Annotated in this window: 17 protein-coding genes and 7 tRNA genes; 20 read left to right on the forward strand and 4 right to left on the reverse strand. The window is 64.3% G+C overall.

The window, feature by feature from the left end; translation table 11 throughout:
• Positions 1-4 precede the first annotated feature (4 nt).
• The 7 genes from OH705_RS22265 to OH705_RS22295 all read left to right on the forward strand — a co-directional run bounded on the left by OH705_RS22265 (position 5) and on the right by OH705_RS22295 (position 6,066).
• Positions 5-1,978: a heme lyase CcmF/NrfE family subunit gene (locus OH705_RS22265; RefSeq protein ID WP_193385822.1), complete on the forward strand. Its 1,974-nt coding sequence runs from the start codon at positions 5-7 to the stop codon at positions 1,976-1,978.
• Positions 1,975-2,511 (forward strand): DsbE family thiol:disulfide interchange protein, encoded by a 537-nt coding sequence (locus OH705_RS22270; protein ID WP_023632293.1) that lies wholly within the window; start codon positions 1,975-1,977, stop codon positions 2,509-2,511. The genes OH705_RS22265 and OH705_RS22270 overlap by 4 nt, the downstream gene beginning before the upstream one ends.
• Positions 2,508-2,984: a cytochrome c-type biogenesis protein gene (locus tag OH705_RS22275; protein ID WP_023632294.1), complete on the forward strand. Its 477-nt coding sequence runs from the start codon at positions 2,508-2,510 to the stop codon at positions 2,982-2,984. Before OH705_RS22270 ends, OH705_RS22275 begins: the two co-directional genes overlap by 4 nt.
• Complete coding sequence (gene ccmI / locus OH705_RS22280; protein ID WP_038706547.1) at positions 2,977-4,164, forward strand: c-type cytochrome biogenesis protein CcmI; 1,188 nt, start codon at positions 2,977-2,979, stop codon at positions 4,162-4,164. The genes OH705_RS22275 and ccmI overlap by 8 nt, the downstream gene beginning before the upstream one ends.
• Positions 4,165-4,177: 13 nt before the next feature.
• Positions 4,178-4,603, forward strand: a complete 426-nt coding sequence (locus tag OH705_RS22285) for a hypothetical protein (RefSeq protein ID WP_038706546.1) — start codon at positions 4,178-4,180, stop codon at positions 4,601-4,603.
• 148 nt (positions 4,604-4,751) lie between these two features.
• On the forward strand, positions 4,752-5,540 hold the full coding sequence (locus OH705_RS22290; RefSeq protein ID WP_094012464.1) for a PhzF family phenazine biosynthesis protein: 789 nt from the start codon (positions 4,752-4,754) through the stop codon (positions 5,538-5,540).
• Between the two features lie 109 nt (positions 5,541-5,649).
• A complete protein-coding gene (locus tag OH705_RS22295) occupies positions 5,650-6,066 on the forward strand; it encodes a cupin domain-containing protein (protein ID WP_104445096.1) in 417 nt (138 codons plus the stop codon).
• A 54-nt stretch (positions 6,067-6,120) separates the two neighbouring features.
• Here the strand turns inward: OH705_RS22295 and OH705_RS22300 are convergent.
• Both OH705_RS22300 and OH705_RS22305 read right to left on the reverse strand, forming a co-directional pair.
• Positions 6,121-6,196 (reverse strand) — tRNA-Asn (locus OH705_RS22300).
• 61 nt (positions 6,197-6,257) lie between these two features.
• Positions 6,258-7,454, reverse strand: coding sequence for an amino acid aminotransferase (locus OH705_RS22305; protein WP_094012465.1), 1,197 nt, complete (start codon positions 7,452-7,454; stop codon positions 6,258-6,260).
• A 288-nt stretch (positions 7,455-7,742) separates the two neighbouring features.
• On the opposite strand from OH705_RS22305, the gene uvrB reads away from it, so the two are divergent.
• The gene (gene uvrB / locus OH705_RS22310) at positions 7,743-9,758 is read left to right on the forward strand and encodes an excinuclease ABC subunit UvrB (RefSeq protein ID WP_267303017.1); all 2,016 of its coding nucleotides are present in this window, start codon (positions 7,743-7,745) and stop codon (positions 9,756-9,758) included.
• 48 nt (positions 9,759-9,806) lie between these two features.
• On the opposite strand, the gene OH705_RS22315 is transcribed toward uvrB, so the two are convergent.
• Together OH705_RS22315 and OH705_RS22320 are read right to left on the reverse strand one after the other, a co-directional pair.
• Positions 9,807-11,297, reverse strand: a complete 1,491-nt coding sequence (locus OH705_RS22315) for an MDR family MFS transporter (protein ID WP_177182952.1) — start codon at positions 11,295-11,297, stop codon at positions 9,807-9,809.
• Positions 11,298-11,346: 49 nt separating this feature from the next.
• Entirely contained in the window at positions 11,347-12,402 is a 1,056-nt protein-coding gene (locus tag OH705_RS22320; RefSeq protein WP_094012467.1) for an HlyD family secretion protein, read from the reverse strand.
• A 140-nt stretch (positions 12,403-12,542) separates the two neighbouring features.
• On the opposite strand from OH705_RS22320, the gene gltX reads away from it, so the two are divergent.
• The 12 genes from gltX (at position 12,543) to OH705_RS22380 (ending at position 18,682) form a co-directional block, all read left to right on the forward strand.
• Positions 12,543-14,024 carry a glutamate--tRNA ligase gene (gene gltX / locus OH705_RS22325; protein ID WP_046854712.1) on the forward strand — a complete coding sequence of 494 codons (1,482 nt, stop codon included), beginning with the start codon at positions 12,543-12,545 and terminating at the stop codon, positions 14,022-14,024.
• Between the two features lie 281 nt (positions 14,025-14,305).
• Positions 14,306-14,381, forward strand: a tRNA-Ala gene (locus tag OH705_RS22330).
• 72 nt (positions 14,382-14,453) lie between these two features.
• Positions 14,454-14,529 (forward strand) — tRNA-Glu (locus tag OH705_RS22335).
• Between the two features lie 53 nt (positions 14,530-14,582).
• Positions 14,583-14,658: transfer RNA gene (locus OH705_RS22340), tRNA-Ala, on the forward strand.
• A 42-nt stretch (positions 14,659-14,700) separates the two neighbouring features.
• Positions 14,701-14,776: transfer RNA gene (locus tag OH705_RS22345), tRNA-Glu, on the forward strand.
• Between the two features lie 67 nt (positions 14,777-14,843).
• A tRNA-Ala gene (locus OH705_RS22350) sits at positions 14,844-14,919 on the forward strand.
• Positions 14,920-14,961: 42 nt separating this feature from the next.
• Positions 14,962-15,037 (forward strand) — tRNA-Glu (locus OH705_RS22355).
• Positions 15,038-15,208: 171 nt separating this feature from the next.
• Positions 15,209-15,748 carry a TetR/AcrR family transcriptional regulator gene (locus tag OH705_RS22360; protein ID WP_023631831.1) on the forward strand — a complete coding sequence of 180 codons (540 nt, stop codon included), beginning with the start codon at positions 15,209-15,211 and terminating at the stop codon, positions 15,746-15,748.
• Positions 15,749-15,772: 24 nt separating this feature from the next.
• Positions 15,773-16,606 carry an alpha/beta fold hydrolase gene (locus OH705_RS22365; RefSeq protein ID WP_038706542.1) on the forward strand — a complete coding sequence of 278 codons (834 nt, stop codon included), beginning with the start codon at positions 15,773-15,775 and terminating at the stop codon, positions 16,604-16,606.
• A 44-nt stretch (positions 16,607-16,650) separates the two neighbouring features.
• Positions 16,651-17,085 carry an acyl-CoA thioesterase gene (locus tag OH705_RS22370; protein ID WP_023632910.1) on the forward strand — a complete coding sequence of 145 codons (435 nt, stop codon included), beginning with the start codon at positions 16,651-16,653 and terminating at the stop codon, positions 17,083-17,085.
• Positions 17,086-17,137: 52 nt separating this feature from the next.
• Positions 17,138-18,109, forward strand: a complete 972-nt coding sequence (locus OH705_RS22375; protein ID WP_038706541.1) for a tRNA dihydrouridine synthase — start codon at positions 17,138-17,140, stop codon at positions 18,107-18,109.
• Positions 18,110-18,238: 129 nt separating this feature from the next.
• Entirely contained in the window at positions 18,239-18,682 is a 444-nt protein-coding gene (locus OH705_RS22380; RefSeq protein WP_031315058.1) for an Hsp20 family protein, read from the forward strand.
• The last annotated feature ends 39 nt before the right edge of the window (positions 18,683-18,721 follow it).

An 18,721-nucleotide genomic window follows, 5' to 3' on the forward strand; every position in this document is an offset into this window, starting at 1 on the left:
CCTGGTGATCCCCGAGCTCGGCCAGCTGGCGATGATCCTGGCCATCTGCTTCGCCGCCGTGCAGGCCAGCGTGCCGCTGCTCGGCGCCTGGCGCGGCGACAGCCTGTGGATGGGCCTGGCGCGGCCGGCGGCCTGGGGGCAGTTCGCCTTCCTGGCCTTCGCCTTTGCCTGCCTCACCCACGCCTTCATGACCGACAACTTCTCGGTCGCCTATGTGGCCAGCAACTCCAACAGCGCCTTGCCCTGGTACTACAAGTTCAGTGCCGTCTGGGGCGCGCACGAAGGCTCACTGCTGCTGTGGGCGTTGATCCTCGGCGGCTGGACCTTCGCCGTGTCGATCTTCTCGCGCCAGTTGCCCCAGGTGATGCTGGCCCGGGTACTGGCGGTCATGGGCATGATCAGCGTGGGCTTCCTGAGCTTCCTGATCATCACTTCCAACCCGTTCCAGCGCCTGCTGCCGCAGGTGCCGGGCGACGGTCGCGACCTCAACCCGTTGCTGCAGGACTTCGGCCTGATCGTCCACCCGCCGATGCTGTACATGGGCTACGTGGGCTTCTCGGTGGCGTTCGCCTTCGCCATCGCCGCCTTGCTCGGCGGGCGTCTGGACGCCGCCTGGGCGCGCTGGTCGCGGCCCTGGACCATCGTCGCCTGGGCCTTCCTTGGCGTCGGTATCACCCTCGGCTCGTGGTGGGCCTACTACGAACTGGGCTGGGGCGGCTGGTGGTTCTGGGACCCGGTCGAGAACGCCTCGTTCATGCCCTGGCTGGTGGGCACGGCGCTGATCCACTCGCTGGCGGTCACCGAAAAGCGCGGGGTGTTCAAGAGCTGGACCGTGCTGCTGGCCATCGCCGCCTTCTCCCTGAGTCTGCTGGGTACATTCCTGGTGCGTTCCGGTGTACTGACCTCGGTGCACGCGTTCGCCGCCGATCCTTCGCGCGGCATCTTCATCCTGTTCTTCCTGCTGTTCGTGGTCGGCGGCTCGCTGACCCTCTTCGCCCTGCGTGCCCCGGTGGTCAAGAGCCAGGTGGGCTTTGCCTTATGGTCCCGTGAAACGCTGCTGCTGGCCAACAACCTGGTGTTGGTGGTGGCGGCGTCGATGATCCTGCTCGGCACGCTGTACCCGCTGGTGCTCGACGCCCTGACCGGGGCCAAGTTGTCGGTCGGCCCGCCGTACTTCGACGCCTTGTTCCTGCCGCTGATGGCGCTGCTGATGGTGGTGCTGGGTATCGGTGTGGTGGTGCGCTGGAAGGACACCCCCGGCAAGTGGCTGGCCGGCATGCTGACCCCGGTGCTGATCGGTAGCGCGGTGCTGGCGCCGATCGCGGGGTTGATCGTCGATGACTTCGACTGGCCGGCCCTCAGCGTGTTCGCCCTGGCCGCATGGGTGGTGCTCGCTGGCGTGCGCGATATCCTCGACAAGACCCGTCACAAGGGCCTGGTCAAAGGCCTGGGTGGCCTTAACCGCAGCTATTGGGGCATGCACCTGGCGCACCTCGGGCTGGTGGTCTGCGCCCTGGGCGTGGTGCTGTCGAGCAACAACAGCGCCGAGCGCGACCTGCGCATGGCACCGGGTGAGAGCGTCGAGCTGGGCGGTTACCACTTCCTGTTCGAGGGCGCCAAGCACTTCGAAGGCCCGAACTTCATCTCTGACAAGGGCACTATTCGCGTTTCGCGCAATGGCCGCGAAGTGTCCGTGCTGCACCCGGAAAAGCGCCTGTACACCGTGCAGCAGTCGATGATGACCGAGGCCGGCATCGATGCCGGTTTCACCCGCGACCTGTATGTCGCCTTGGGCGAGCCGCTGGAAAACGGCGCCTGGGCGGTGCGGGTGCATATCAAACCCTATGTCCGCTGGATCTGGCTGGGCGGTCTGCTGACCGGCCTGGGCGGCTTGCTGGCGGCCTTCGACCGGCGCTACCGCGTCAAGGTCAAGACCCGGGTGCGTGAGGCCCTGGGCGTGTCTGGAGCAACTGCATGAAGCGTTGGATCATGGTGGTGCCCCTGGCGGTGTTCCTGCTGGTGGCGGTCTTTCTCTACAAGGGGTTGTTCCTCAAGCCCGACGAACTGCCTTCGGCGATGATCGGCAAGCCATTCCCGGCGTTCTCCCTGGCGTCGGTGCAGGATGACCGCACCCTGACCCAGGCCGACCTGCTCGGGCGCCCGGCGCTGGTCAACGTGTGGGGCACCTGGTGCCCGTCCTGCAAGGTCGAGCACCCCTACCTGAACCAGCTGGCCGAGCAGGGCGTGGTAATCCACGGGGTCAACTACAAGGACGACAACGCCGCCGCGCTGAAGTGGCTGGCCGAGTTCCACAACCCTTACCAGCTGAACATCGCCGACCAGCAAGGCACGCTGGGCCTGGACCTGGGCGTGTATGGCGCGCCGGAAACCTTCCTGATCGACGCCAAGGGCATCATCCGCTACAAGCATGTCGGCGTGGTCGATGCCACGGTGTGGCGCGAGCAGTTGGCGCCGCTGTACCAGGGCCTGGTCGACGAGGCCAGGCCATGAAGCGCTGGCTTACTGCTGCCGTGCTTGGCCTGAGCCTGGCCGGGGTGGCCAAGGCCGCCATCGACACCTACCAGTTCCGCGACGAAGCCGAGCGCGAGCGCTACCAGCAACTGACCAAGGAACTGCGCTGCCCCAAGTGCCAGAACCAGGACATCGCTGATTCCAACGCACCGATCGCCGCCGACCTGCGCCGCGAGATCTTCCGCATGCTGGGTGAAGGCAAGAACAACCAGCAGATCGTCGATTTCATGGTCGATCGCTACGGTGACTTCGTGCGCTACAAACCGGCGCTGAGCGGGCGCACCTGGCTGCTCTGGTTCGGCCCGGGGATTCTCCTGGCCGGTGGTTTCGTGGTGTTGGCGGTGATCGTCCGCCGTCGCCGCGGGCAGGCTGTGGCCGGCAACACCGAACTGTCCGCCGACGAACGCGAGCGTCTGGCCAAACTGCTGGATAAAGAACATACCCATGACTGAATTCTGGCTTAGCGCGGGCCTGTTGTTGCTCGCCGCCCTGGCTTTCCTGCTGCTGCCGATCCTGCGTGGCCACCGCCGCCAGCAGGCCGAACAAGACCGTACCGCCCTCAATGTGGCGCTCTACGAGGAGCGCGTCGCCGAACTGTCCGCCCAGCAGGCGGCCGGGGTGCTTGACGACCGGCAATTGGCCACGGGGCGTGACGAAGCCGCCCGCGAGCTGCTGGCTGACACCGAACGCGACGATGCGGTGCGCCAGGGCCGCCTGGGCAAGGCCATTCCGTTGCTGGCGGCGGTGCTGGTACCGGTGATGGCTCTGGGGCTCTACCTGCACTTCGGCGCAGCCGACAAGGTCGAGTTGACCCAGGAGTTCGCCAGCGCGCCGCAGTCGATGAGCGAAATGACCACACGCCTGGAGCGCGCGGTGCAGGCCCAGCCGGACTCGGCCGAGGGCCTGTACTTCCTTGGCCGGGCATACATGGCCGAGCAGCGGCCGGCTGATGCGGCCAAGGCCTTCGAGCGTGCCGTGGCCCTTGCCGGGCGCCAACCCGAGCTGCTCGGGCAATGGGCCCAGGCGCTGTACTTCGCCGCCGACAAACAATGGTCGGCGCAACTGCAGGCGCTCACCGATGAAGCGCTGAAAGCCGATCCACGAGAAGTCACCAGCCTTGGCCTGCGTGGCATCGCTGCGTTCGAGGGCGAACGCTTCCAGGAAGCCATCGACTTCTGGCAGCGCCTGTTGGCGCAATTGCCGGAGGGTGATGCCTCTCGTGCCGCGCTGCAGGGTGGCATCGATCGTGCCGCCGACAAGCTCAAGGCCGGGGGCGGCAAGGTCGCCGAGGCCGCGCGCCTGAAAGTACGGGTCGAGCTGGGCGCGGCGCTCAAGGACAAGGTGCGCCCGGATGACACCGTGTTCATCTTCGCCCGTGCCAGCAATGGCCCGCCCATGCCGCTGGCGGCCAAGCGGGTGACGGTGGCACAGTTGCCGATCGAAGTGGAGCTGTCGGATGCCGACGCGATGATGCCGCAGATGAAACTGTCGGACTTCACCGAAGTCCAACTGGTTGCCCGAGTCTCGCGCGCCGGCGTGCCGACTCGCGGCGAGTGGAAGGGCCAGAGTGCGCCACTGGCCACCACCACCCAGGCCACCCAGCACCTGACCATCGACAGCCCCGATTCGTAAGAGAGCAACCGTCATGAACAGCACCGTCCGCCTGACCCTGATCACCCTGGCCCTGGGTCTTTCCGCGTGTACGGTGCACCAGCCGGGGGAGCGTGAACCGCTGCCACCGATCGAGACCACGCCGCCACCGCACCAGGGGCCGGTGGTCAAGCCACTGCCAGGTGGCCAGCCCGGTACCCAGCCGAGCAAGCCGGCGGCGATTCCCAAGCCCATGCCACGCACTTCTGCCAGCTTCGCGCCGCCGCCCGGTGGCGCCAGCCATTGGGATCCGAAGCTTGGGGTCTATGTACTGGAGAAGCAACCCAATACGTTCTACCGCCAGCGCACCTACTACCGCTGGAACAACGGCTGGAGCTGGTCGCTGAGCCCCAGTGGGCCTTGGCAGGAAACCGACAGCAGTGGCGTGCCGGGCGGCTTGGGCAGGGCGTTCGCGCAGTAGCGATCATCTGCCAGGTGCGAGCGGGATGGGTTCGATGATTAGCCGGCGATGCCCGCTGCGTTGAGGGTGCTGGGCAATACGGTTCCGGTTAGCGGTTGAATCTTGTTCGAGTCCGCCCGGTGCTGCGCCGGGCTTGAGGAGCCTTTGCATGCAACTAGAGATTTTTCAGGTCGATGCCTTTTCATCCGTGCCATTCGGCGGTAACCCGGCGGCGGTGATTCCCCTGCAACAGTGGCTGCCCGACGACGTTCTGCAGCGCATCGCCGAGGAAAACAACCTGTCCGAAACGGCGTACTTCGTACGAAATGGCGAAGCGTTCGATCTGCGCTGGTTCACCCCGGCGGTGGAAGTCGACCTGTGTGGACATGCGACATTGGCCGCGGCCTGGGTGCTATTCGAGCAACTGGGGGAGCAGGCTGAGGTGCTGCGCTTCAATACCCGCAGCGGGGAATTGCGGGTGAGCCGCAACGCTGATGGTCTGCTGGCAATGGATTTCCCGGTCAAGCAGCCGGTTGCCGTCGAGATTGCGCCGGGGTTGCTCGAGGCGTTGGGGTTGAGCGAGGCCCGGGCGTTGTATCGGACGGACGATTATGTATTGGTGATCGACGATGCTTCGCTGATCGAAGGGCTCAAGCCGGATTTCGTGGCGTTGTCGTCATTCGATGTGCGGGGGATTGCAGTGACGGCGGCGGGGCGGGGGTTCGATTTCGTCACGCGATGGTTCGGGCCCAGGGTGGGGGTCAATGAAGATCCGGTGACCGGGTCGGCCCACACTTCCCTGGCGCCTTATTGGGCCGAACGGCTGGGCAAAAACAGCTTGCGCTGTGAGCAGGGTGGGGCGCGCAAGGGGCAGTTGCAGTGTGATGTGCCGGGCAATGGGCGAGTGATCATCAGTGGGCGGGGGGCGCTGTATCTGCGGGGTGTGATTTTTATTTGAGTGCCACTGGCGGGCGGCCAATCGGCCTCCCGCTATTTCCGCGAATTGGCCGTTTGCCCTTTGTGACGCCGGGCTTAACCTGCAGGCAGATCCCTACAGGAGAAGCCCCATGCGTTCTGTCCATTTCCCCGCGGCCCTGCTGACGCTCGGCCTGCTCGCCCCACTATCGCTGGCCTGGGCCCATGGCGAAAAGCCCGATCAGGTCAGGATCCTCCAGGAGCAGCTCCCCACCAATTCCCCTGGCAACAAAGCCGTGATGCTCACGGTGAGCTATGCCCCTGGCGAGGCATCGCCCGGCCACTGGCATCCGGGTGCGGTCATGGCCTATGTGCTGGAAGGCGCGGTGACATCCAAGCTCAATGACGAATCGGAGAAGACCTACAAGGCCGGCGAATTCTGGTACGAGGCCCCGGGGACGGTGCACAGCGTCTCGCGCAATGCCAGTAAAAGTGCCCCAGCCAAGCTGCTGGTATGGAGCCTGGTGGAAGAAGGCAAGCCGGTGACCGAGCCGTTGCCCAAGCGCTGAATCGCAGGTAATAAAAAACCTCCAGTGCATGCGCATCTGGAGGTTTTCAGAGTTTGGCTCCGCGACCTGGACTCGAACCAGGGACCCAATGATTAACAGTCATTTGCTCTACCGACTGAGCTATCGCGGAATCTGCGCGTATCTTACTGCGTGTCTCGGGGAAGTCAAGCTTCCCCTAGACAATCAAGCAGTTACAGCACTTCTACGATGGCCTTGGTGACCACGTGGATGTTGCTCTGGTTCAGCGCGGCGACCGCGATGCGGCCAGTGTCCAGCGCGTAGATGCCGAACTCGTTCTTCAGGCGTGCCACTTGTTCAACGGTCAGGCCCGAGTAGGAGAACATGCCGCACTGGCGGCCGACGAAGCTGAAGTCACGCTTGGCGCCGTACTCGGCCAGCAGTTCGACCATCTGCTTGCGCATGCCGTGGATGCGCTCGCGCATCTCGGCCAGCTCGGTTTCCCACATCTGGCGCAGCTCGGGGCTGTTGAGCACCGCGGCGACGATGCTGGCACCGTGGGTCGGCGGGTTGGAGTAGGTGGTGCGGATAACCCGCTTGACCTGCGACAGCACGCGGGTGCTCTCGTCCTTCGAGGCGGTGACGATCGACAGCGCGCCGACACGCTCGCCGTACAGCGAGAACGACTTGGAGAACGAGCTGGAAACGAAGAACTCCAGGCCCGACTCGGCGAACAGGCGAACGGCAAAGGCGTCTTCGTCGATGCCGGCACCGAAGCCTTGGTAGGCCATGTCGAGGAAGGGGATGTGGCCTTTTGCCTTGACTACTTCCAGCACATTTTTCCAGTCGTCCAGCGACAGGTCGACGCCGGTCGGGTTGTGACAGCAAGCGTGCAGCACGATGACCGAACCAGATGGCAGGCTGTTCAGGTCTTCGAGCATGCCGGCGCGGTTGACGTCCTGGCTGGCGGCATCGTAGTAGCGGTAGGTCTGTACCGGGAAACCGGCGCTCTCGAACAGCGCACGGTGGTTTTCCCAGCTCGGGTCGCTGATGGCGACTACGGCGCCCGGCTGCAGGCGCTTGAGGAAATCGGCGCCGATCTTCAGCGCGCCGGTACCGCCGACGGCCTGCACGGTGACCACGCGGCCTGCGGCCAGCAACGGCGATTCGGCGCCGAAGATCAGCTTCTGCACGGCCTGGTCGTACTGGGCGATGCCGTCGATCGGCAGGTAGCCGCGGGAGGCGTGCTGGGCGGCACGGGCGGTCTCGGCTGCGATCACCGCGCGCAGCAGCGGGATGCGGCCTTCCTCATTGCAGTAGACGCCCACGCCCAGGTTCACCTTGTCGGTGCGTGGGTCGGCGTTGAATGCTTCGTTGAGGCCCAGGATAGGGTCGCGGGGTGCCAGCTCGACAGCGGAAAACAGGCTCATTGTTACCTTGGCTCTGATAGGAGAGTGATAGGGTCGCCACGCTCCAGCCGAAGGCACTGAAGCGGTGCGCAAACGGGGAGTCAGTATAGTGATACCCACCGGTCACTGCGACAGTCTGGCGCAGCTTTTCCGGCTGTTTGCGCAAATATTTTTCGACCATTGGTCGAATTGCCCGGTCCATTGCCTTGAAGGGGCGAGGGTCGCACTTGAATCTGGCGCCCGGGGGGCGCATTTGGGTATAGACTACTGGCTAAATTTACAGTTGCCGCGACATCCACGAGGTCCGTCATGTCCGAGTTCCAGCTCGTCACCCGCTTCCAGCCGGCCGGCGATCAGCCCGAGGCCATCCGCCAGATGGTCGAGGGTATCGACGCCGGCCTTTCGCACCAGACCCTGCTCGGGGTGACCGGCTCGGGCAAGACCTTCAGCATCGCCAACGTCATCCAGCAGGTGCAGCGCCCGACCATGGTGCTGGCGCCGAACAAGACCCTGGCCGCCCAGCTGTACGGCGAGTTCAAGGCATTCTTCCCGAACAACGCCGTCGAGTATTTCGTTTCCTATTACGACTACTATCAGCCGGAAGCCTATGTTCCGTCGTCGGACACCTTCATCGAGAAGGACGCCTCGATCAACGACCATATCGAACAGATGCGCCTGTCGGCGACCAAGGCGCTGCTGGAACGACGCGACGCGATCATCGTCACCACCGTGTCGTGCATCTACGGCCTGGGCAGCCCCGAGACGTACCTGAAGATGGTCCTGCACGTCGATCGTGGCGACAAGCTCGACCAGCGCGCCCTGTTGCGCCGCCTGGCCGACCTGCAATACACCCGCAACGAGATGGATTTCGCCCGCGCCACCTTCCGCGTGCGCGGCGACGTGATCGACATCTTCCCGGCCGAATCAGACCTCGAGGCCATCCGCATCGAGCTGTTCGACGACGAAGTGGAGAACATCGCCGCTTTCGACCCGCTCACCGGCGAGGTCATCCGCAAGCTGCCGCGTTTCACCTTCTACCCCAAGAGTCACTACGTGACCCCGCGGGAAACCCTGGTCGAGGCAGTGGACGGCATCAAGGAAGAGCTCAAGCAGCGCCTCGAGTACCTGCACGCGAGCAACAGGCTGGTCGAGGCCCAGCGCCTGGAGCAGCGCACCCGTTTCGACCTGGAGATGATCCTCGAACTGGGCTACTGCAACGGCATCGAGAACTACTCGCGCTACCTCTCCGGCCGCCCGGCCGGCGCGCCGCCGCCCACGCTCTACGATTACCTGCCGGATGACGCGCTGCTGGTGATCGACGAATCACACGTCAGCGTTCCGCAGGTCGGCGCCATGTACAAGGGCGACCGCTCACGCAAGGAAACCCTGGTGGAGTATGGCTTCCGCCTGCCGTCGGCACTCGACAACCGTCCCATGCGTTTCGATGAATGGGAGGCGGTCAGCCCGCAGACCATCTTCGTCTCCGCCACCCCTGGCCCCTACGAGGCCGAGCATGCCGGGCGGGTGGTTGAGCAGGTGGTGCGGCCGACCGGCCTGGTCGACCCGCAGGTCGAGGTGCGTCCGGCACTGACCCAGGTCGACGACTTGCTGTCGGAGATCGGCAAGCGCGTCGCCCTGGGCGAGCGCGTGCTGGCCACCACGCTGACCAAGCGCATGGCCGAGGACCTCACCGATTACCTGGCCGATCACGATGTGCGGGTGCGCTACCTGCACTCGGACATCGACACCGTCGAGCGGGTCGAGATCATCCGCGACCTGCGCCTCGGCACTTTCGACGTGCTGGTGGGGATCAACCTGCTGCGCGAGGGGCTGGACATGCCCGAGGTGTCGCTGGTCGCGATCCTTGACGCCGACAAGGAGGGCTTCCTGCGTTCGGAACGCTCGCTGATCCAGACCATCGGCCGTGCCGCACGTAACCTCAACGGTAGGGCGATCCTCTACGCCGACAACATCACCGGCTCCATGCAGCGAGCCATCGATGAGACCGAGCGGCGCCGCGAGAAGCAGGTCGCTTTCAACCAGGCCAACGGCATCGTGCCCAAGGGCGTGGTCAAGGACATCACCGACATCCTCGAAGGCGCCACCGTGCCTGGAGCCCGCAGCAAGAAGCGCAAGGGCATGGCCAAGGCGGCGGAGGAGGCCGGGCGTTACGAGGTCGAGCTGCAGACCCCGGCGCAGATCACCAAGCGCATCAAGCAACTGGAAGAGAAGATGTTCCAGTTCGCCCGCGACCTGGAGTTCGAAGCGGCGGCGCAATTGCGCGACGAGATCGGACAGTTGCGCGAGCGGCTGATCGCCAGCTGATTGCCGCCTGTTAGTGTTATGTGGTGTGGAAGCGGGCTTGCCAATGGGTCAATGGGCTTCCCCAGCTTTCAACCCCTGCGGCAGCTTGCGCGTCAACAGCACCGCCAGCATGCTCACCACAAGGCCGATGCCGACGAAATGGAAGGCATCGTTGTAGGCCATGATCAGGGCCTGCTGGTGGGTGATCTCCGACAGCTTGCCCAGTGCCGCGTTGTCGCTGCCCAGGCGTTCAGCCAGTTGCGCCAGGCGTTCGGCCACCTGCGGATTGCTCGGCACCACCGCCTCGCGCAAATAGTCGAAATACACTTTGGTCCTCGCATCCAGCAGCGTTGCCAGCAGGGCTATGCCGATGGCACCCCCCAGGTTGCGCAGGATATTGAACAGGCTCGAAGCCGACCCCGCGTCCTGCGGCTGGATGTAAGCCGTGGCAATCAGCGAGATGGTCACCATGATCATCGGCTGGCCGAGGGCGCGGATCACCTGGATCTGGTTGAACTGCGGGCCGGCAAAGTCCGGGTTGAGCACGCCGGAGCCGAAACTGGCTGCGCCGAACAGGCAGAAGCCCAGGGCGCACAGCACCTTGGGCGGGATCACCTTCATCAGCTGCGGTACCAGAGGGATCAGGAACAGCTGCGGTATGCCCATCCACATGATCACTTTGCCGATCTGCAGCGCGTTGTAGCCCTGCACCTGCGCCAGATAGAGCGGCAACAGGTAGATCGAGCCATACAGGCCGACGCCCATGCCCAGGCTGGCGATGCTCGACAGGCCGAAGTTGCGGTTGCCGAGGATGCGCAGGTTGATCAACGGGTGCGGCCGGGAGAACTGGAGGATCACGAACAGGATAAGGGCGAGCAGGGCGACGGTGCCCAGGCTGACGATCAGGCTCGACTCCAGCCAGTCCTTGCGATGGCCTTCCTCGAGAAACACCTGCAGGCAACCCAGGCCCAGGCCGAGGGTGGCGATACCAGCGTAGTCGGTGCTCTTGAGCAGTTCCCAGTGCGCTTCCTTCTTTTCCAGCCCATAGAGCAGCCCGGCGATCATCAGCAGCCCCGGCGGGATGTTGATGTAGAAGATGTATTCCCAGCCCCAGTTCTCGGTCAGCCAGCCGCCCAGGGCCGGGCCGATGGATGGGGCGAAGGTGGCGGTCATGGCGAACATGGCCATGCCCTTGGCGCGGTGGTGCTCCGGTAGCTTGATGAGCGTCAGGGTGAAGGCCAGCGGGATCAGCGCGCCGCCGGTAAAGCCCTGCAGGGCGCGGAACACAATCATGCTTTCCAGGTTCCAGGCCATCGAGCACAACAGCGACGACACCAGGAAGCCCAGCGATACCCAAACCGCCAGGCGTCGGGCCGAAAGCAGCTGCACCAGCCAGGCGGTCAGCGGGATCATGATGATCTCGGCCACCAGGTAGGAGGTGGAGATCCACGAGCCTTCCTCCAGGGTCGCCGACAGCGCGCCCTGGATGTCCTTGAGCGAGGAATTGGTGATCTGGATGTCCAGCACCGCCATGAAGGCACCGAGCATCACGCTCATCACCGCGATCCAGTCGCGCCGGGTCGGCTCGGCGGTCGGGCGTAACAGCGCGTCACCGGCCATGCTGGTCGTCGTCTTCGCCGCGCAGGTCGACGGTGACGGTCACCGACATGCCTGGGCGGATGCGACCGTGCAGCGGGTTGTCCGCGGCGACGGTCAGCTTGACCGGCAGGCGCTGCACGACCTTGGTGAAGTTGCCGGTGGCGTTGTCCGGCGGCAGCAGGCTGAACTGCGCGCCGGAGGCGGCGAACAGGCTGTCGACCCGGCCTTCGATCGGGGTGTCGGGGTAGCTGTCGAATACCAGCTCGGCGCGTTGGCCGGGGTGCATCCCGCCGATCTGGGTTTCCTTGAAGTTGGCCTGTACCCAGATGTCCTCGTCGGGGACGATCGACATCAGGTAGGCGCCGGCCTGCACCACCTGGCCGTTGCGTGCGTTGCGCTGGCCGATGGTGCCGCTGATCGGCGCGTGGATCGCGCAGCGGGTCAGGTTCAGCTCGGCCTGGGCCAGGTCGGCGTGGGCATTGGCGATCTGCGCGTCGAGGCGCTTGAGCTCGGCGGCCAGGGCGTCGACCTGCTGGCGTTGGCCCTTGAGGTCAGCCTGGGCCTTGTCCACTTGGGAGCGGGCGACATGGCTTTCGGCCGACAGGGTAGTGACCCGCTCCTCGGAGACGAATCCAGGTTTGCGCAGAGCCTGGGCGCGGTTTAGGTCAAGTTGCGAGCGGTCGAGGTTGGCCTGGTTGGCGGCCACCTGGGCCTGGCCCGCGGCGATCAGGCTGCCTTGCTGGGTCAGGCGGCTGCGCGCCTGCGCGAGTTCGGCCTCGCGGCTGGCCAGTGCGGCACGGGCACGCTCGACGGCGAGTTCGAAGTCGGCGGCTTCCAGGCGCACCAGCACGTCGCCTTTGCTCACGTGCTGATTGTCCTCCACGCGCACCTCGTCGATACGCGCCCCCAACTGGCTGGAGATACGCGTGATCTCGCCCTGCACATAGGCGTTGTCGGTACTCTCGTAGAAGCGTCCCTTGAAGTACCAGTGGGCCAGGAAGGCGAGGCCGACCAGCAGTACCAGGGTAATGAAGACCAGCAAGCGACGTTTGAGTGGGCTAGGCATGGGGGTATTCGTTGAAAAGTGTAAGCAAATTTAACAGCTCTGGATGGCAAGGCCACAAGTGACGATAGCGCCATTGCTGGAGCCCGATGCCTGCTCCCTGCTAACATCGCGCCTTTGTTTCTCTTCGTTCGAGACTCTCAATGACCACCGTTCGCACGCGTATTGCGCCATCGCCCACTGGCGACCCCCATGTCGGCACCGCCTACATCGCCCTGTTCAACTACTGCTTTGCCAAGCAGCACGGCGGTGAGTTCATCCTGCGTATCGAAGACACCGACCAGTTGCGCTCCACCCGTGAGTCGGAGCAGCAGATCTTCGACGCACTGCGCTGGCTCGGCATCGAATGGAACGAAGGCCCGGACGTCGGCGGCCCGCACGGCCCGTATCGTCAGAGTGAGCGCGGGGAGATCTACGCCAGGTATGCCAAGGAGCTGGTCGATGCCGGCCACGCCTTCTATTGCTTCTGCACCGCCGAAGAGCTGGAGCAGATGCGTGCCGAGCAGATGGCCCGCGGCGAAACCCCGCGCTATGACGGCCGCGCCCTGTTGCTGAGCGACGAGGAAGTGCAGCGCCGCCTGGCCGCTGGCGAGCCGCACGTGATCCGCATGAAGGTGCCGAGCGAAGGCATTTGCGTGGTCCCGGACATGCTCCGTGGCGATGTCGAGATTCCATGGGATCGCATGGACATGCAGGTGCTGATGAAGAACGACGGCCTGCCGACGTACTTCCTGGCCAACGTGGTCGACGACCACCTGATGGGCATCACCCATGTGTTGCGTGGTGAAGAGTGGCTGCCATCGGCGCCCAAGCTGATCAAGCTTTACGAGTACTTCGGCTGGGAGCAGCCCAAGCTGTGCTATATGCCGTTGCTGCGCAACCCGGACAAGAGCAAGCTGTCCAAGCGCAAGAACCCGACCTCGGTCACCTTCTACGAGCGCATGGGCTTCATGCCCGAAGCCATGCTCAACTACTTGGGCCGCATGGGTTGGTCGATGCCGGACGAGCGCGAGAAGTTCTCGCTGGCCGAGATGGTCGAACACTTCGACCTGTCGCGCATCTCCCTGGGCGGGCCGATTTTCGACATCGAGAAACTGTCCTGGCTCAACGGCCAGTGGCTGCGTGAACTGCCGGTGGAAGAGTTCGCCGCGCGCGTGCAGAAGTGGGCGTTCAACAGCGACTACATGATGAAGATCGCCCCGCACGTTCAGGGCCGGGTCGAAACCTTCAGCCAGGTCGCCCCGCTGGGTGGCTTCTTCTTCGAAGGCGCGCTGAAGCTCGACGCCAAACTGTTCGAGAGCAAGAAACTGTCGGCCGACCAGGTGCGCCAGGTGATGCAGCTGATCCTGTGGAAGCTGGAAAGCCTGCGCCAGTGGGAAAAGGATCGCATCACCGCCTGCATCCAGGCCGTGGTCGAGTCGCTGGAGCTCAAGTTGCGCGACGCCATGCCGCTGATGTTCGCCGCCATCACCGGCCAGGCCAGCTCGGTGTCGGTGCTCGACGCCATGGAAATCCTCGGCCCCGACCTGACCCGCTACCGTCTGCGCCAGGCCATCGACCTGCTCGGCGGCGTGTCGAAGAAGGAAAACAAGGAGTGGGAAAAGCTGCTGGCGAACATCGCCTGATCCAGGCTTTTCCGGCCATGTGGGAGCGAGCTTGCCCCGCGATTGCGATGTCGGATTCATGACCGCCATCGCGGGACAAGCCCGCTCCCACTGGCCGCACTCCTCGCAGAGGGGCAGGGCAGGGCGGTAAGTGATTGTTATCTGTGAAAAATTTTTTGAATATTTTCGAAAATTCGTTTGACAGCCTTGCAATCCGATCTTAATATGCGCCCCGTCCACAGCGATGAACGAAAACGAAACGCCAGGCACCCAGCCAGCGCTTCGGTTCAAAGCGACATTGTGGGGCTATAGCTCAGCTGGGAGAGCGCCTGCATGGCATGCAGGAGGTCAGCGGTTCGATCCCGCTTAGCTCCACCAAATTCCGCTTGATGGCCAAGGTCCTCAGGCAAGACCGGTTCCAGAGAACGGGTCTTGAAGGTAAGAAGGTTCGTCCCCTTCGTCTAGTGGCCTAGGACACCGCCCTTTCACGGCGGTAACAGGGGTTCGAGTCCCCTAGGGGACGCCAGTTTTACACAAGCGATGTTGCATGATGTCGCTGGGCCGAGAGGCTAGAAATCCGGGGCTATAGCTCAGCTGGGAGAGCGCCTGCATGGCATGCAGGAGGTCAGCGGTTCGATCCCGCTTAGCTCCACCAATTTTGCCGCGATTCGCGAAGGCGGATCGGCACGAAGGTTACGTCCCCTTCGTCTAGTGGCCTAGGACACCGCCCTTTCACGGCGGTAACAGGGGTTCGAGTCCCCTAGGGGACGCCACTTTTACCCGCGTTTTGCGGGAGTTTAAAGGCTCATCATCCAGATCGATGCGTCTTTTGTTTTACTCGGGGCTATAGCTCAGCTGGGAGAGCGCCTGCATGGCATGCAGGAGGTCAGCGGTTCGATCCCGCTTAGCTCCACCAATTCGCCACGATTCGCAACAGCGGGTCGGCACGAAGGTTAAAGTCCCCTTCGTCTAGTGGCCTAGGACACCGCCCTTTCACGGCGGTAACAGGGGTTCGAGTCCCCTAGGGGACGCCAATTTTTTACCTGCGTTTTGCAGGACTTATAAGGCTCATTCGCTTATTGAATGGGCCTTTTGTTTTTTCTGCCTTCCAAAAAATCCAGCTGTGCCGATCAATGGCCGCAGATTCCGCTTGCCAGAAAATATTATGAGCATAATATGTCGATCATAATATTCAGAGGTGAGCCATGAGCGACAAGAAGAGCAAGACCCGCCAGCGCATCCTCGATGCGGCGCGCAGCGCGCTGGTCCAGCAAGGCCCGGCCGATCCGAGCGTAAGCCAGGTCATGGGCGCTGCGGGGCTTACGGTCGGCGGCTTCTATGCCCACTTCGACAGCAAGGACGAGCTCATGCTCGAAGCCTTCAGCCAGTTGCTGGCCGAACGCCGTGCCTTGCTCGCCCAGCTCGATCCAGCCCTTGACGGTACCGAGCGCCGGGCGTTGGTCGCGGCCTTCTACCTGTCGCGCAAGCACCGCGATACCGAGGTGCAGGCCTGCCCGATTCCCAATGCGCTGAGCGAGATGCAGCGCCTGCCCGACGCCTTCCGTGACGTGCTGGCCGAACACATCGAGCTGATGACCGCGCAAATGGTCGACCGTCCCGAGGACATCGACAAGGCGCTCGCCGATTTCGCCCTGATGGTTGGCGGCCTCGCCGTGGCCCGCGCCCTGGGCGACGGCGAGTTGTCCGACCGGATACTGCGTGCCGCCAAGTCGGCGGTGATCTGAGCAACCTGACCCTGGAGCAAGGCGATGACTACCCTGAGCTGGATTCGTGGCGTCAATGGCACCCTCGGCCACCTGGCCCCTGAACATGTCGCCGGCAAGATGCGCCGCGCCTTCATGACTCCGCGTAACCTGCCGCCCAAACCGTGGGAGCTGCCGCTGCTGGCCAGGGCCGAGCGCATAACCTTGCGCTTCGGGTTGTCGGCGTTGCGCTGGGGGCAGGGGCCGACGGTATTGCTGATGCATGGCTGGGAAGGGCGCCCCACCCAGTTTGCGGCATTGATCGAGCGGCTGGTGGACAGCGGCCATACCGTGGTGTCGCTGGAAGGGCCGGCACACGGGCGTTCGCCCGGCGAGCAGGCGCATGTGGTGGCGTTTGCCCGCGCCTTGCTCGAGGCCGCCGCCGAACTGCCGCCGCTGCGCGCGGTGATCGGACACTCGATGGGTGGCGCCAGCCTGTTGCTGGCGCTGCAGTGGGGGCTGCGCACCGATGCGGCGGTAAGCATCGCCGCTCCGGCCCGTTTGCTCGGCGTGCTGCGTGGCTTTGCCCGGCGACTGGGCTTGCCGGCGCGGGCGCGGGCCGCGTTCATCCGCCAGGTGGAGCGCGATGTCGGCGTCCAGGTGGCGCGCCTGGATGTCAGTGCCTATCAACTGGATGTGCCGGGCTTGGTGGTGCATGCCGAGGACGATCCCGTAGTGCCCGCCAGCGAGGCGCCGCTGATTCACCAGGCCTGGTTCGACAGCCGCCTGCTGCTGCTGGAGGAGGGCGGTCATCAGCGGGTGCTGGCCGATCCGCGCCTGGGCCAGGCAGTGATCGAGCTGCTCGCACGCTCCACCGAGCGGGCGCGGCAAAGCGCCTGAGCATCCGGTACACTCTGCCCGTTCACTGAAAACCAGGAGCAGGCATGAGTTGGGATCTGGCGGCACCATTCATCATCGACCTTCGCGTCGGCAGCGAGGATATCGACGGCCTCGGCCACGCCAACAACGCCGTCTACGTCACCTGGCTGGAGCGCTGCGCCTGGCGCCATTCCCAGCGTCTGGGGCTGGACCTGGCCGAGTATCGTCGGCTGGACCGGGCCATGGCGGTGGTCCGCCATGAAATCGACTACCTCGCCGCCGCCTATGAGGACGACGAGCTGCAACTGGCCACCTGGATCATCGATTGGGACCAGCGCCTGCGCATGACCCGGCGCTTCCAGCTCAAGCGCCCGAGTGACGGCGTGACCTTGCTGCGGGCACAGACCACCTTTGCCTGCATCGAGCTGTCCAGCGGCAAGCCCAGGCGCATGCCGGCGGAATTCATCGACGGCTACGGCCCGGCGCTGACCGGCAGCTGACGGCTGGCGGAAGTTTGCTAGACTGCCGCCTTTTTCGTGGCGAGACCCTGAAATGCAAATTGCCCTGGCCCCCATGGAGGGGCTGGTCGACAACATCCTGCGCGACGTCCTGACCCGTGTGGGCGGTATCGATTGGTGCGTCACCGAGTTCATCCGCGTCTGCGACCGCCTGCTGCCGGCCTCTTCGTTCGACAAGCTGGCACCGGAGCTGCGCCAAGGCGCCCGTACCGCCGCTGGCGTGCCGATGCGCGTGCAATTGCTCGGCTCCGACCCAGTATGCCTGGCCGAGAACGCAGCGCTGGCCTGCGAGCTGGGCGCGCCGGTGATCGACCTGAATTTCGGTTGCCCGGCCAAGACCGTCAACAAATCACGGGGCGGGGCGGTGCTGCTCAAGGAGCCGGAGCTGTTGCATGCCATCGTCCGTGAAGTGCGCCGGGCGGTGCCGGCACATATCCCGGTGACCGCAAAGATGCGCCTGGGCTACGACAGCCCCGACGGTGCCCTGGACTGCGCCACGGCGCTGGCCGAGGGCGGCTCGGCGCACCTGGTGGTGCATGCGCGGACCAAGGTCGAGGGCTACAAGCCGCCCGCCCACTGGGAATGGGTGGCGCGGGTGCAGGATGTGGTCAAGGTGCCGGTGTTCGCCAATGGCGAGATCTGGACTGTCGACGACTGGCGGCGTTGTCGCGAAGTCAGCGGCGCCGAGCACATCATGCTTGGCCGCGGGCTGGTGTCGCGTCCGGATCTGGCCTTGCAGATCGCTGCGGCCCGGGATGGTATCGAGTATCAGCCGATAAGCTGGGAGGCGCTGCAGCCGCTGCTGCGCGAGTTCTGGCGCCAGGCACAGCATAAGTTGTCGCCGCGCTATGCCCCAGGGCGGATGAAGCAGTGGCTGGCGATGCTGACCCGCGGTTACCCCGAGGCGGTGGCGCTCTTCGCTGAGTTGCGTCGGGAGGATGACTGCCAGCGAATCAGCGGCTTGCTGGGGATGGAGGAGCAGGCGGCGCTAGTCTGTGTTGCCTGAGCCAACCTGGCGTAAATTTTTTCACGTTGGCCCTTGAAAGCCTTTTGCCCGGACATATCTCTTGAGTACGCGATGCCGAACTCGGGTCGCGTAGTGACTTAACTTGCTGAATCTCAGGAGTTCATGACCATGACTACCGCTTTCTCTCTCGCACCACTTTTCCGCAACTCTGTCGGTTTCGACCGTTTCAACGATCTGTTCGAAGCCGCCGCCCGTAATGAGGCCGGTAGCAGCTACCCGCCCTACAACGTGGAAAAACACGGTGATGACCACTACCGCATCGTGGTGGCCGCCGCTGGTTTCCAGGAGCAGGACCTCGATCTGCAGGTCGAAAAAGGCGTCCTCACGGTGACTGGCGGCAAGCGCGACGGCAGCAGCGAAGGCGTTACCTTCCTGCACCAGGGCATTGCCCAGCGTGCCTTCAAGCTGTCGTTCCGCCTGGCCGACCACATCGAGGTCAAGGGCGCGGGCCTGGCCAATGGATTGCTCAGCATCGAGCTGCTGCGCATCGTGCCGGAAGAAGCCAAGGCCAAGCGGATTCCGATCAACGGTGACAAGCCGGCGCTGAACTGATTTCAGCGCATGAAGAAAGGGCACCCTCGGGTGCCCTTT

It is taken from the genome of Pseudomonas sp. BJa3 (assembly GCF_026343815.1).
Classification (GTDB): Bacteria; Pseudomonadota; Gammaproteobacteria; order Pseudomonadales; family Pseudomonadaceae; genus Aquipseudomonas; species Aquipseudomonas soli.

Bases quoted from the DNA above. Each gene is read 5' to 3' on its own strand.
- OH705_RS22375 (WP_038706541.1), top strand. From the start codon at position 17,138: ATGCAAATTGCCCTGGCCCCCATGGAGGGGCTGGTCGACAACATCCTG.
- uvrB (WP_267303017.1), top strand. From the start codon at position 7,743: ATGTCCGAGTTCCAGCTCGTCACCCGCTTCCAGCCGGCCGGCGATCAG.
- OH705_RS22380 (WP_031315058.1), top strand. From the start codon at position 18,239: ATGACTACCGCTTTCTCTCTCGCACCACTTTTCCGCAACTCTGTCGGT.
- OH705_RS22370 (WP_023632910.1), top strand. From the start codon at position 16,651: ATGAGTTGGGATCTGGCGGCACCATTCATCATCGACCTTCGCGTCGGC.
- OH705_RS22295 (WP_104445096.1), top strand. From the start codon at position 5,650: ATGCGTTCTGTCCATTTCCCCGCGGCCCTGCTGACGCTCGGCCTGCTC.
- OH705_RS22320 (WP_094012467.1), bottom strand. From the start codon at position 12,402: ATGCCTAGCCCACTCAAACGTCGCTTGCTGGTCTTCATTACCCTGGTA.
- gltX (WP_046854712.1), top strand. From the start codon at position 12,543: ATGACCACCGTTCGCACGCGTATTGCGCCATCGCCCACTGGCGACCCC.
- OH705_RS22360 (WP_023631831.1), top strand. From the start codon at position 15,209: ATGAGCGACAAGAAGAGCAAGACCCGCCAGCGCATCCTCGATGCGGCG.
- OH705_RS22270 (WP_023632293.1), top strand. From the start codon at position 1,975: ATGAAGCGTTGGATCATGGTGGTGCCCCTGGCGGTGTTCCTGCTGGTG.
- OH705_RS22285 (WP_038706546.1), top strand. From the start codon at position 4,178: ATGAACAGCACCGTCCGCCTGACCCTGATCACCCTGGCCCTGGGTCTT.
- OH705_RS22365 (WP_038706542.1), top strand. From the start codon at position 15,773: ATGACTACCCTGAGCTGGATTCGTGGCGTCAATGGCACCCTCGGCCAC.
- OH705_RS22275 (WP_023632294.1), top strand. From the start codon at position 2,508: ATGAAGCGCTGGCTTACTGCTGCCGTGCTTGGCCTGAGCCTGGCCGGG.
- OH705_RS22305 (WP_094012465.1), bottom strand. From the start codon at position 7,454: ATGAGCCTGTTTTCCGCTGTCGAGCTGGCACCCCGCGACCCTATCCTG.
- OH705_RS22290 (WP_094012464.1), top strand. From the start codon at position 4,752: ATGCAACTAGAGATTTTTCAGGTCGATGCCTTTTCATCCGTGCCATTC.
- ccmI (WP_038706547.1), top strand. From the start codon at position 2,977: ATGACTGAATTCTGGCTTAGCGCGGGCCTGTTGTTGCTCGCCGCCCTG.